General features: G+C 63.2%; 12 protein-coding genes and 1 pseudogene. 7 read left to right on the forward strand and 6 right to left on the reverse strand.

Translation table 11 applies throughout. From position 1 onward, the window contains the following. Window positions 1–11: 11 nt before the first annotated feature. From ACTGJ9_RS28065 to ACTGJ9_RS28080, 4 genes and pseudogenes are all read right to left on the reverse strand, one after another. Window positions 12–887 (reverse strand): carbohydrate ABC transporter permease, encoded by an 876-nt coding sequence (locus ACTGJ9_RS28065; RefSeq protein ID WP_254130836.1) that lies wholly within the window; start codon window positions 885–887, stop codon window positions 12–14. Between the two features lie 2 nt (window positions 888–889). Further along, a pseudogene (locus tag ACTGJ9_RS28070) lies at window positions 890–1,836 on the reverse strand (carbohydrate ABC transporter permease). Window positions 1,837–1,901: 65 nt separating this feature from the next. Beyond that, window positions 1,902–3,215: an ABC transporter substrate-binding protein gene (locus ACTGJ9_RS28075; protein ID WP_456673725.1), complete on the reverse strand. Its 1,314-nt coding sequence runs from the start codon at window positions 3,213–3,215 to the stop codon at window positions 1,902–1,904. A gap of 56 nt (window positions 3,216–3,271) precedes the next feature. Further along, window positions 3,272–4,333 (reverse strand): ABC transporter ATP-binding protein, encoded by a 1,062-nt coding sequence (locus ACTGJ9_RS28080; protein WP_456673726.1) that lies wholly within the window; start codon window positions 4,331–4,333, stop codon window positions 3,272–3,274. Window positions 4,334–4,538: 205 nt separating this feature from the next. On the opposite strand from ACTGJ9_RS28080, the gene gntR reads away from it, so the two are divergent. The 5 genes from gntR (at window position 4,539) to ACTGJ9_RS28105 (ending at window position 9,622) form a co-directional block, all read left to right on the forward strand. Continuing rightward, window positions 4,539–5,636: an HTH-type transcriptional regulator GntR gene (gene gntR, locus ACTGJ9_RS28085; protein WP_456673727.1), complete on the forward strand. Its 1,098-nt coding sequence runs from the start codon at window positions 4,539–4,541 to the stop codon at window positions 5,634–5,636. Between the two features lie 128 nt (window positions 5,637–5,764). Next, on the forward strand, window positions 5,765–7,594 hold the full coding sequence (locus ACTGJ9_RS28090) for an IlvD/Edd family dehydratase (protein ID WP_456673728.1): 1,830 nt from the start codon (window positions 5,765–5,767) through the stop codon (window positions 7,592–7,594). A gap of 129 nt (window positions 7,595–7,723) precedes the next feature. Then, window positions 7,724–8,455, forward strand: a complete 732-nt coding sequence (locus ACTGJ9_RS28095; protein ID WP_456673729.1) for an SDR family oxidoreductase — start codon at window positions 7,724–7,726, stop codon at window positions 8,453–8,455. Window positions 8,456–8,475: 20 nt separating this feature from the next. Beyond that, window positions 8,476–9,222 (forward strand): SDR family NAD(P)-dependent oxidoreductase, encoded by a 747-nt coding sequence (locus tag ACTGJ9_RS28100; RefSeq protein WP_456673730.1) that lies wholly within the window; start codon window positions 8,476–8,478, stop codon window positions 9,220–9,222. Between the two features lie 7 nt (window positions 9,223–9,229). After that, a complete protein-coding gene (locus tag ACTGJ9_RS28105) occupies window positions 9,230–9,622 on the forward strand; it encodes a GFA family protein (RefSeq protein ID WP_456673731.1) in 393 nt (130 codons plus the stop codon). Between the two features lie 2 nt (window positions 9,623–9,624). Here the strand turns inward: ACTGJ9_RS28105 and ACTGJ9_RS28110 are convergent, their stop codons facing one another. Both ACTGJ9_RS28110 and ACTGJ9_RS28115 read right to left on the reverse strand, forming a co-directional pair. Beyond that, the gene (locus ACTGJ9_RS28110) at window positions 9,625–10,074 is read right to left on the reverse strand and encodes a DMT family transporter (RefSeq protein WP_456673732.1); all 450 of its coding nucleotides are present in this window, start codon (window positions 10,072–10,074) and stop codon (window positions 9,625–9,627) included. Further along, on the reverse strand, window positions 10,074–10,535 hold the full coding sequence (locus tag ACTGJ9_RS28115; protein WP_456673733.1) for an EamA family transporter: 462 nt from the start codon (window positions 10,533–10,535) through the stop codon (window positions 10,074–10,076). Before ACTGJ9_RS28115 ends, ACTGJ9_RS28110 begins: the two co-directional genes overlap by 1 nt. A 92-nt stretch (window positions 10,536–10,627) precedes the next feature. Between ACTGJ9_RS28115 and ACTGJ9_RS28120 the strand changes: the two genes are divergently transcribed. Continuing rightward, window positions 10,628–11,494: a LysR family transcriptional regulator gene (locus tag ACTGJ9_RS28120; protein ID WP_456678649.1), complete on the forward strand. Its 867-nt coding sequence runs from the start codon at window positions 10,628–10,630 to the stop codon at window positions 11,492–11,494. A 76-nt stretch (window positions 11,495–11,570) separates the two neighbouring features. Continuing rightward, window positions 11,571–12,251: a site-2 protease family protein gene (locus ACTGJ9_RS28125; protein ID WP_456673734.1), complete on the forward strand. Its 681-nt coding sequence runs from the start codon at window positions 11,571–11,573 to the stop codon at window positions 12,249–12,251. Window positions 12,252–12,324: the final 73 nt, after the last annotated feature.

Here is a 12,324-nt window from a genome sequence, read left to right on the forward strand (position 1 = left end):
GGGCCCCGCGATCATTCCTTCACGGCGCCGGTCATGGCCGACACATAGTACTCTACGAAGAAGGAATAAAGGATAACTACGGGGACCGAGCCGGTCAGGGCCGCCGCCATCAGGGCGCCCCAATGATAGACGTCGCCATTGACGAGCTCGGTGATGGCACCGACCGGAATCGTCTTGTTTTCCGATGAGGAGATGAAGGTCAGCGCGTAAATGAACTCGTTCCAGGACAACGTGAAGGCGAAGATGCCCGCCGAGATCACCCCCGGCAGCGACAGCGGCAGCGTGATCTTGGTCAGGATCTGGAGCCGCGTTGCCCCGTCGATCAGCGCGCATTCCTCGAGCTCGTAAGGAATGGTGCGGAAATAGCCCATCAGGAGCCAGGTGCAGAACGGGATCAGGAAGGTCGGATAGGTCAGGATCAGCGCCAGATTGCCGTCGAACAGGCCGAGCTGAAACACGATCGCGGCCAGCGGAATGAACAGGATCGAGGGCGGGACGAGATAGCCGAGGAAGATCGCCAGGCCGACATAGCGCGAGCCCTTGTAGCGCAGACGCTCGATCGCGTAAGCCGCGCAGACGCTGGCGAACAGCGAGATGAAGGTCGAGGATACCGAGACGATGACCGTATTCCACATCCACAGAGGATAGTCGGTATCGAAGAACAGCTTCTTGATATGCTCGAGCGTCGGGTGCGCAATCAGGAACGGATTGTACTTCTCATAGTCGTACATCTCCGCGTCCGGCTTGAACGTCGTCACCGCCATCCAGTAGAACGGGAACAGAAGGAAGACGATGATGAGGCCGAGCGGAAGATAGACGCGGAGGAATTTCCGCGGGAAACTTTCCAGGTAGTCCATTCCGACGCTTTGGTCGTCCACGGTGGTCATGGTCAGTCCCTCCCGCCCTGCTGCCAGCGGGAGCGCTGAAGCCCGAAGAAGCTCAACAGGATTGCCGCGACCAGGAACGGGATCATCGCGTTCGAGATCGCCGCGCCCTCGCCGAGATTGCCGCCGGTGATGGCGCGCTGGAACGACAGCGTCGCCATCAGGTGCGTGGCGTTGATCGGACCGCCGCGCGTGATGGTGTAGATCAGCTGGAAGTCGGTGAACGTCATCAGCACCGAGAACGTCATCACCACCGCGATGATCGGCGATAGCATCGGCAGCGTGATGTGGCGGAAGCGCTGCAGATTGGTGGCGCCATCGAGATTGGCAGCCTCGTAAAGCGACGGCGAGATGGTCTGCAATCCCGCCAGCAGCGTGATGGCGACAAAGGGGACGCCGCGCCAGATGTTGGCGAGCACCACCGACCAGCGCGCATTCCAGGGATCGCCGAGGAAATCGATGTAATGGGTCAGGAGGCCGGCCTTGATGAGCACCCAGGAGATGATCGAGAACTGGCTGTCATAGATCCACCAGAAGGCGATCGCCGACAGCACGGTCGGCACAACGAAGGGCAACAGCACGATGGCGCGGACCATCGACTTGAACGGCAGCCGCTCGTTGAGCAGCAACGCCAGGTAAAGTCCCATCGCGAATTTCACGATGCTCGCGAACACCGTATAGAAAATGGTGTTGAACACGGACAGCCAGAACACGGAATCTTTGGAGAGCGAGACGAAGTTTGCGAAGCCGATGTAACGGCCGACGCCCCGATCTTGGTGTCGGTCATACCGAGCCAGAAGCCCAGCGCGAGGGGATAAGCCAGAAACAGGATCAGGATGGCGATCGCCGGCACCATGAACATCGCGCCGAGAAAATGTCGGCTTTCGAACGCCCTGCTCCACAAGCTGCTGCGCTTGACCTGCGCGGCGACGGGCTCGGCGATAACGGCCATGTCGGATTCCTCAAAGAACGACAACGGCGGCGCCCAGCATATTGGACGCCGCCGATTCTGGCTGATCAGACCTGGTAATAGCGCTTGGCACGTTCGGCAGCGCGGGCTGCCGCTTCCTTCGGCGTGGTTTGTCCGGACGCAGCTTCCGCGAACATGTCGACCACGACGAAGTCGCCCATAACGGCGGCCGAGGCGTAGCCGAGATCTCCGGCATAGCCGTTGTCGCGGCAGCGCTTCAGACAGTCCCGATACGGCGTGATCTTGGGATCGGAGGTCCAGACCGGGTTATCGTTGTAGGCCGGGAGCGGCGGCGAGACGTAGCCGTTGGAGGCAACTTCCCACGCGTCATAGTTCTCCTTGTCCATCATGAACTTGATGTATTCCTTGACCGCCTTCGGATACTTCGAGTGCTTGTAGCCGTAGTAGACCAGCACGTTCTGCTGCTCGGTCGGCACGCCCACGGGCCCGATCGGCATCGGCGCATGGTTCATGTCCTTGGCGATCTCCTGCTGTTTGGGATCAGGGGAGTTCTTGCCGACGGTCCAGATCGAGATGCCGTTCAGGGTGAGACTGAGCTCGCCGTTCAGGAACGCCTTGTTGTTGTTCGAGTCGTTCCACGACAACACGCCCGGAATGAACGTCGCATAGAGCTGCTTGACGTATTCGATCGCAGCGATCGTCTCCGGCGAGTCGATCACGACCTCGTTCTTGTCGTTGACGACCTTGCCGCCGAACGCCCACAGCGCCCACTGGCACCAGCCGTTGGCGTCGCCCGTGGCATGGCCGAGCGCGAAACCGGCCGGCGTGTTGTTCTTCTTCAGAGCCTGGCACAGCTTGAGGAAGCCGTCGGTGTCCTTCGGGAATTCGTCGAAGCCCGCGGCCTTCACGTGGCTGATGCGGTAGTTCAGACAGCCGCCGGTCGCGCCTTGCGGAATGGCGATCCAGCTGTTGCCCTTCTTGCCGTAGCGCTCGGCCACCGGATACCAGCCGCCATACTGCTTGCCGAGGTAATCGGCGACGTCGGTCATGTCGATCAGCTTCTCGGGGAATTTGAAGGGATCGTCGAGCGTGCCGATGATCAGATCGGGGCCCGCGCCGACATTGGCGGCAACCGCGGCCTTCGGCCGGATGTCTTCCCAGCTCTCGGCCTCGAGCTTCACCTTGACGCCGGTCTTCTCGGAGAACTTCTTGGTCTGCTCGGCGAACTTGTCGAACTCGGCCTGGATGAACTGCTTCCAGCGCAGCACGCGAATGGAGGCATTCGGCTCCGGCGTGTTGGTCCACTCCGCAGCACGGACCGGGACGATACCTGGGCCAGCGAGCAAAGCTGCGCCGCCCAGGCTTGCTTTAAGCACACTACGCCTGTCGAAATGGCTCATCGTTCTCTCCCTGAATTTTATGTTTGTATTTGGTCGTCTTACGTCACGAAACGCCGCTACACGCGCTTACCCGTCGCCTCGTCGAACAGATGTACCAGGGTCGGATCGGGCTTCAACTTGACCTTGTCGCCCGGCTTGAACGTGTGGCGCTCGCGGAAGACCGCGACGACCTGCTCGCCGCCGACCTTCGCAAACACCTGCGTCTCCGAGCCGGTCGGCTCGACCACGACGATCTCGGCGTCGGCGCCGTCGTCGGCGATGGTGAAGTGCTCAGGACGGACGCCGTAGACCACAGGCTTGCCATCCGAGTTAGCCGGCGCATTCTTGAGCGGCAGCTTGACACCGTTCGGCCCCTCGAAGGTCGCAACCCCATTGACGCGGACATGCCCCTTCAGGAAGTTCATCGCGGGCGAGCCGATGAAGCCTGCAACGAACTGGTTTTCCGGCTTGTCATAGAGCTCGAGCGGAGTGCCCATCTGCTCGACGATGCCGTCATGCATCACGACGATCTTGTCGGCCATGGTCATGGCCTCGATCTGGTCGTGGGTAACGTAGACGGTCGTGGTCTTGAGCCGCTGATGCAGTTCCTTGATCTCGGTGCGCATGGCGACGCGCAGCTTGGCGTCGAGGTTCGACAAGGGCTCGTCGAACAGGAAGACCTGGGGATCGCGCACGATGGCGCGGCCCATGGCGACGCGCTGGCGCTGACCGCCGGAGAGCTGGCGCGGGTAGCGCTCGAGCAATGGCGTCAGCGCGAGAATTTCGGCGGCGCGCTTGACGCGCTTGTTGATCTCGTCGGAGCCGGCGTTGCGCAGCTTCAGCGAGAAGCCCATGTTTTCGCCAACCGTCATGTGCGGATAGAGCGCGTAGTTCTGGAACACCATCGCAATGTCTCGCTCCTTGGGCTGGACATTGTTGACGACGCGGTCGCCGATCGAGATGGTGCCCGAGGTGATGTTCTCGAGACCTGCGAGCATGCGTAGAAGCGTCGACTTGCCGCAGCCGGAAGGGCCAACCAGGACCACGAACTGGCCGTCCTCGATCGGAATCGAGACGCCGTGCAGGACTTCAAAATTGCCGAACGATTTCCGCACGTCGCGGATTTGCACAGACGACATCTAGCTCCCTCCTCCGACTTAGACGACGCAACTGCGGCGCCGCCACCGTCTTGTTTTTTCTGAACTTCGCCGACCCGAAGCACCTCTTAACGGGCAACATTGTCGGCAGTTTGTGCGGCTTTGGCAATTTGTCTTTGGTTAGTCGTTGCTGGTAGCGCTGTCAACGATCCTTTGTTTGGGGAAGAGGCTGTGTTAAGAGCAACAAATGGGTCGAAAGCGCACCAAGTCTGGCAAGATTCGGCTGGCAGAAGTCGCCGAGCTCGCCGGCGTCAGCCCGATTACCGCCTCCCGTTTCTTCCGCAATCCCGAGGCGCTGTCGGTGGCCAAGCGGACGCGGGTCGAAAGCGCGGCCCAGGAGCTCGGCTACGTGCCCAACCTTGCGGCGCGCGCGCTGGCCTCGCAGCGCACCGAGGTGATCGGCGTCTTGATTCCGTCACTGACCAACAACGTGTTCTCCGACGTGCTGCGCGGCATCTATGACGCCTCCGAAAGCAGCCGTTACTCGATCCAGTTGTCCAACACGCGCTACTCTATTCTCCAGGAGGAGAAGCTGTTGCGCCTGTTTCTGGCGCAGAAGCCGGCGGGACTGATCGTCACAGGCATCGACCAGACCACGGAATCGCGCGCGATGCTGGAGGCGGCCGACTGCCCGATCGTGCAGATCATGGAGATCGGTCCTAACCCCGTGGACATGATGATCGGGTTTTCCCATTATGATGCGGCGCGCGCGGCGATTGCCCATTTGTTCGCGCAGGGTCACCGCAGGATCGGCTTCGTCGGCGCACGCATGGACCCGCGGGTGCAGCGCCGGCTCGACGGCTATGTCGCGTCCATGAAGGACGCCGGCCTGTTCGACCAAAGGCTGATCATGACGACGGCGACGCCGACCTCGGTGACGCTCGGCGGCGCGCTGTTCGCCGATCTGCTCGCGCGCGAGCCCGGCATCGACTCGGTATTCTGCGCCAATGACGACCTCGCGCTCGGTGTGCTGTTCGAATGCCGGCGACGAGAGATCCCGGTCCCCGAGCAGATCGCGATCGTCGGCTTCAACGACCTCGAATTCATGGCTTCCTCGGTGCCGACGCTGACGAGCGTGCGGACCAACCGTTACGAAATGGGCAGCGCTGCTGCCGCGATGCTGATCGAGGCGATCGAAGGCACGCGTCCTGAACAGCCGGTGCTCGATCTCGGCTTTACGGTGATCGAGCGGCAGAGTTCGCAGGCGCAGCGGCCCGCAGCCGGCCCGCGCGCATCGGAACGGGCGCCGGCCGTACAAAATGATAGCGTTACCAACGACCCATGAGTAGTATCGCACTTGTGAGGAAACGTTCGCCAGCAGGCGGGCCCTTGTTACATGCTCGCGCTGCCGGGCATCGCATCGATCGACATCCCGGACGTCGGTCCGTGCGTTTGCATTGAAGGAGAAACCCAATGACAAAAACCCCAACCAATGGGCATGCGCCCGCCGGTAACGGCACCCGCCGCCACCTTCGCTCACAGGAATGGTTCAACAACCCGCATAACCCGGGGATGACTGCGCTCTACATGGAGCGCTATCTGAACTACGGCCTCACCCGCGCCGAGTTGCAGTCCGGCAAGCCAATCATCGGCATCGCCCAGACCGGCAACGACCTTTCTCCTTGCAACCGGCATCACATCGAGCTGGCCCACCGTGTCCGCGAAGGCATCCGCGAGGCCGGCGGCATTGCGATGGAATTCCCGACCCACCCGATCCAGGAGACCGGCAAGCGGCCCACCGCGGCGCTCGACCGCAACCTCGCTTATCTCGGTCTGGTCGAGATCCTCTACGGCTATCCGCTCGACGGCGTGGTGCTGACCACCGGCTGCGACAAGACCACGCCGGCCTGCATGATGGCGGCGGCGACCGTGAACCTGCCCGCGATCGTGCTGTCGGGCGGCCCGATGCTCAACGGCTGGCATGCCGGCGAGCGCACCGGCTCCGGCACCATCGTCTGGAAGTCGCGCGAGCGGCTTGCCGCCGGCGAGATCGACTACGAAGAATTCATGGAGATCGTGGCGTCCTCGGCGCCCTCGGTCGGCCATTGCAACACCATGGGCACGGCGTCGACCATGAACGGGCTCGCCGAAGCGCTCGGCTTCTCGCTGCCGGGCTGCGCGGCCATCCCCGCTCCCTACCGCGAGCGCGGTCAGATCGCCTACGAGACCGGCAAGCGCGCCGTCGAGATGGTCTGGGAAGACCTCAAGCCGTCGGACATCCTGACCCGCAAGGCGTTCGAGAACTGCATCGTCATCAACTCGGCGATCGGCGGCTCGACCAACGCGCCGATCCACATCAACGCGTTGGCCCGCCACATCGGCGTGGAGCTGTCGATCGACGACTGGCAGAAATTCGGCCACGACGTGCCGCTGCTGGTGAACATGCAGCCGGCCGGCTTCTATCTCGGCGAGGAATTCCACCGCGCCGGCGGCGTGCCGGCCGTGGTGCGCGAATTGATGAAGCACAAGCGCATCCATGAGGACGCGGTCACGGTGAACGGCCGCGGCATCGGCGAGAACTGCAAGCATGCGCCCAAGCCCGACAACGATGTGATCTGGGCTTATGACAAGCCGCTGGTGAAGGACGCCGGCTTCCTGGTGCTGAAGGGCAATCTGTTCGATTCCGCGATCATGAAGACCTCCGTGATCTCCAAGGAATTCCGCGAGCGCTATCTGAGCAATCCGAAAGACCTCAACGCCTTCGAGGGCCGTGCCATCGTGTTCGAAGGCCCGGAGGACTATCACGCGCGGATCGACGATGCCTCGCTCGACATTGACGAGCATTGCGTGCTGTTCATCCGCGGCACCGGGCCGATCGGCTATCCCGGTGGCGCGGAGGTCGTGAACATGCAGCCGCCCGCGGCGCTGATCAAACGCGGCATCCTCGCCCTACCCTGCATCGGCGACGGCCGCCAGTCCGGCACCTCGGGCTCGCCGTCGATCCTGAACGCCTCGCCGGAAGCGGCCGCCAATGGCGGGCTCGCGATCCTCAAGACCGGCGACAAGGTCCGCATCGACCTCAACAAGGGCAGCGCCAACATCCTGATCTCGGACGACGAGCTGAAGAAGCGCCACGCCGAACTCAAGGCCAATGGCGGCTTCAAGCATCCGCCGAACCAGACGCCATGGCAGGAACTCTATCGCAACACCGTAGGCCAACACGCCACCGGCGCCTGCATGGAGCTCGCCACGCGCTACCAGAATGTCGCCGGCAGCTTTGGTGTGGCGCGGGATAATCACTAACCGCGCGTTATTGCGAGGAGCGAAGCGACGAAGCAATCCAGAGTGCCTCAGCGGCAAGAGTCTGGATTGCTTCGCTTCGCTCGCAATGACGGCATAGCAATCAAATTCAAGGGTGAGGAGAAAAACAACATGGCAGACCGCCTCAAGGGTAAGCGCGCCGTCATCACGGCTGCAGCCGCAGGCATCGGGCGCGCATGCGCGCTCGCGTTCACTCGTGAAGGCGCAACCGTCATCGCCACCGACATCAACGAAGCCGGCATCGCGGGCCTGTCCAAGGAAGGCATCGCCGAGACCGCAAAGCTCGACGTGCGCAACACCGCCGACGTCAATGCCTTCGCCAAGCGCATCGGCAAGATCGACATCCTGCTCAATGCCGCCGGCTTCGTGCATCACGGCACCATCCTGGAGTGCTCGGAGGAGGATTTTGATTTCTCGTTCGACATCAACGTCAAGTCGATGCACCGGACCATCAAGGCGTTCCTGCCCGAGATGCTCGCGGGCGGCGGCGGCAGCATCGTCAACATCTCGTCCTGCGCGGCGCTGCGGCCGCCGGCGAACCGCTATGTCTACAGCTCGTCGAAAGCCGCGGTGTCGCTGCTGACCCGCGCCGTCGCGCTCGATTTCATCACCAAGGGCATCCGCTGCAACGCGATCTGCCCGGGCACCGTCGAGACCCCCTCGATGCTCGACCGCGCCGCAGCCCAAGGGCCGCAGGGCAAGGAGATGTTCATCTCCCGCCAGAAGATGGGCCGGCTCGGCACCGCCGACGAAATCGCCAATATGGCGATCTATCTCGGCAGCGACGAGAGCGCCTTCACCACCGGCGTCGACCTCGTCGTCGACGGCGGCTACATGCTCTGACACTCCGGGGATCACATCTCATGAACAAGATTGATCTCAACGGCCGCGTCGCCGTCGTCACAGGCGGCGCTCAGGGCTTTGGTCGCGCGATCACCGAGCGATTCGTCGCATCCGGCGCCAAGGTCGCGATCTGGGATTTCGATGCCGCGCTGGCCGAGAAGACGGCGAAGGACATCGGCGACAACGTCCGCGTCTTCAAGGTCGACGTCACCGACACCGCCGGCGTCGAGCAGGCACGCGACGCGACGCTCGCCGCCTTCGGCAAGATCGACATCCTCGTCAACAATGCCGGCATCGCCGGAGTCAACAAGCCGGTCTGGGAGACCGATCTCGAGGAATGGCGCAAGGTGCTGCGCATCAATCTCGACGGCCCCTTCATCGTCTGCAAGGCCATCGTGCCCACGATGCTCAAGCAGAAATACGGGCGTATCGTGAACATCGCCTCGATCGCCGGCAAGGAAGGCAATCCGAACGCCTCGCACTATTCTGCGTCCAAGGCCGGCCTGATCGCGCTAACGAAGTCGCTCGGCAAGGAGCTCGCCGCTCACGACATTCTCGTGAATGCGGTGACGCCGGCGGCGGCGAAGACGGCGATCTTCGACCAGATGACGCAGCAGCATATCGATTTCATGCTGGCGAAAATCCCGAAAGCGCGTTTCGTGCTGGTCGAGGAGCTCGCCGCGATGGCCGCGTGGCTTGCATCCGAAGATTGTGCCTTCTCCACCGGAGCGGTCTTCGACATCTCCGGCGGTCGTGCGACCTACTGAGACAGCCATGGTCCGGGAAGGTGGATGCCTGTGCGGCGCGGTGCGGTTCAAGGCGGAAGGCGAGCCGCTGAACGTCCGCATCTGCCATTGTCGCATCTGCCAGAAGGCGATGGGCTCGCCCTACTTCGCCCGCGCCCAATTCGACCAGAAAGCGCTGACCGTCGAGGGTGATACCGGCCGCTACGCATCGTCGGAGAATATCGACCGCGTGTTCTGCAAGACATGCGGCACGCGCCTGTTCTCCTGGCGCCGCAACGGCACGCTGGCGGGCGTGGCGCTCGCGACGTTCGACGACCGCAATGCCTTCGTGCCGACCGAGCACATCTGGGTCTCGGAAAAGCTCGCCTGGCTGAAGCTCGAGGACGGGCTCCGGCAATATGAGACGACGATCCCCACGTGAGCTCAGAGCTGGTTTGAAACGGACATGCTGGCGGCCCGGGCGCGCCGTCCCGTCGTCGTCGCCAACCAGATTCCGGCGAACACCGCGACGATGCCGGCCACGAGATTCCAGCGCAGCGGCTCGTTCAGCAGCCAGGCGCCGACCAGCGATGCCGTGATCGGATTGACCGTCACCGAGATCGCCACGCGTGTCGGTGTGGTCCGCTCCAGCGCGAAGGCCCAGAGATGGAAGGTCAGCGCCGCTCCGAAGGCGCCGAGATAGAGCGCGGCGAGCCATTGCGGCGTACTGAAATCTGCGACGGGCGCGAAGCTGCCGCGGAGACACGAGAGAAGGATGAGGCAACACGCGCCCGCCGCCATGCTCATGGTGGTGAAGGCGATCGGGCTGGAACGCCGGATCAGCGGCTTCGACCAGATGCCGTACAGCGCCATGCATAGCGCAGCCGCCATCATCAGGAGATCGCCGCGCCAGGCGCCTGACGGCGCCGAACCGAGATCGGTGAGCAGCGCGATGGCAACGCCAGAGTTGCCACCACGACGCCGATCGACTTGCGCCAGCTCAGGGCCTCGCTGCCGAGCGCGGCGCCGATCATCAGCGTCAACAGCGGCAGCGTCGACAGCGCGAGCGCGCCGCGCGCCGCTGTGGTGAAGATCAGTGATGCGTTGAACAGGATCGGAAACAGCGCGAAAAACAGGATGCCGAGCCCGATTGTCGCGGCCCAGTCGCCGCGCCCCGGCCATCGATCGCCACGCAGCCATGTCAGCGGCAGCAGCAGGAGACAGCCGATCCCGAACCGGAACGAGCCGATCGCCAGCGGATCGATGCTGGTCACGAGATAGCGCGTGGCGCCGATCGAGGTGCCGCCCAGCGCACTCGACAGCACCGCAGCCAGAACGCCAAAAATCTCGCCCACAATTCCTCCCCGCCGAACGCCTGGACGAACAGCATACCGGGCGCGCCGAAACTGGGAATGGAATTTCCGTCATGCTGGGATAACGTTTCGTGATGACCACGCCCGATCTCGATCCCGACCTGCTCAAGGCTTTTCTCGCCGTCGCCGAGCATCGCTCGTTCACGCGCGCAGCGGATCAGCTCAACCGGACCCAGTCGACCGTGAGCGTGCAGATCAGGCGCCTCGAGCAGCGGCTCGGCGCAAAACTGTTTCAGCGCAATCGGGCCGGCGTCGTGCCGACCGCCGCAGGCCATGAGCTGCGTGCCTATGCGCAGCGCATCCTTGCCCTCCATGCAGAAGCAGTCGGCGCGTTGCGCGCACGCAAGCCGGAGGCTGTCATCCGCCTCGGGGTGATGGACGATTATGGCACGATCGTCATTCCGCCCCTGCTGGCGAGCTTCGCCAATAAGCAACCGACGGTGCGGGTCGAGATCGAGACCGGGCTGACCGCGACCATGCCGGCCCGGCTCGGCGAGGCCTTTGACCTCGTCATCGCCATGCATCCGCAAGGGCGCGGCGATGGGGAGCTGTTGCGGCGCGAGCAGGCCGTCTGGGCGGCCGCCGCCGCATGCCGTGCCATGGTAGACGATACCCTGCCGGTCGCGCTCTATCCGCCCGGCTGCCTGTTTCGCCAATGGGCCGCGGAGGCACTCGATCGCGCCGGCCGGCTTTGGCGGCTCGCCTTTGTCAGCCGGACGCTGGCGGCGGTGGAATCGATCGCCGCACAAGGCCTCGCGGTCACCGTGGTCAAGGCCAGTACCCTGCCGTCCAGTCTTCGTGCTTTCGGCCCCCGCGACGGCCTGCCGCCGCTGCCGTTGGGGGACATCCGCCTCCACCGGGCACGTCACCTGTCGCGCCCGGCGGCACTGCTCGCCGATCATTTGCAGCGTGGTATTTCGGAACCGGCCACCCTATGTTGAAGTGAAGCGTTGCTGCACCGACGGTTTGGCCGGGTCGTCTGCAAGGCGACCAGGCAAAAACCGGGACAGATGCGACGTGAACATTTCTCTCTATGACCTCTCGGCGTGGGTGCTGCCGCTGGTGCTCGCCATCACCTTCCATGAAGCCGCACACGGCTTCGTCGCACATCGTCTTGGCGACAACACCGCCTGGCAGCTCGGCCGCGTCAGCTTCAATCCGCTCCGCCACATCGACCCGTTCGGCACGCTGATCCTGCCGGCGATGCTGCTGTTTGCGCATTCGCCGTTCCTGTTTGGCTACGCCAAGCCGGTCCCGGTGAATTTTCGCAATCTCAACAATCCCAAGCTGGACATGGTCTGGGTCGCCCTGGCCGGTCCCGCTACCAACATCGTGCTGGCGCTCGCCGCGGGCCTCGCCCTTCATGCCCTGCCATGGGCTCCGGCCGGTTCGGCGCAATGGATCTTCGACAATCTCAAGAACGCGCTGCTGATCAATGCCGTGCTGGCGGTCTTCAACATGATGCCGATCCCGCCGCTCGACGGTGGGCGTGTCGCGGTCGGGCTCTTGCCGCGGCCGCTCGCTTTGCCTCTGTCAAGGCTCGAGCCGTTCGGAATGATGATCCTGATCGCGCTCCTGATCCTGCTGCCGCTGGCCGGTTCCCAGTTCGGTCTAAATCTTGATGTTATTTCAGCAATACTACGAACGTTGACCGGTTATGTGATTCAAGCTGTTCTCTTGCTGACCGGCAATGCGTAGTTGAAGCGGCACTGTTTTAGATCCTGCACTTGAAGACAAAGCCGAAGGGCTAGAGGCCAACTTGGTCAAAGCT

The organism is Bradyrhizobium sp. RDM12 (assembly GCF_051917485.1).
In the GTDB taxonomy this organism is placed as follows: Bacteria; Pseudomonadota; Alphaproteobacteria; order Rhizobiales; family Xanthobacteraceae; genus Bradyrhizobium.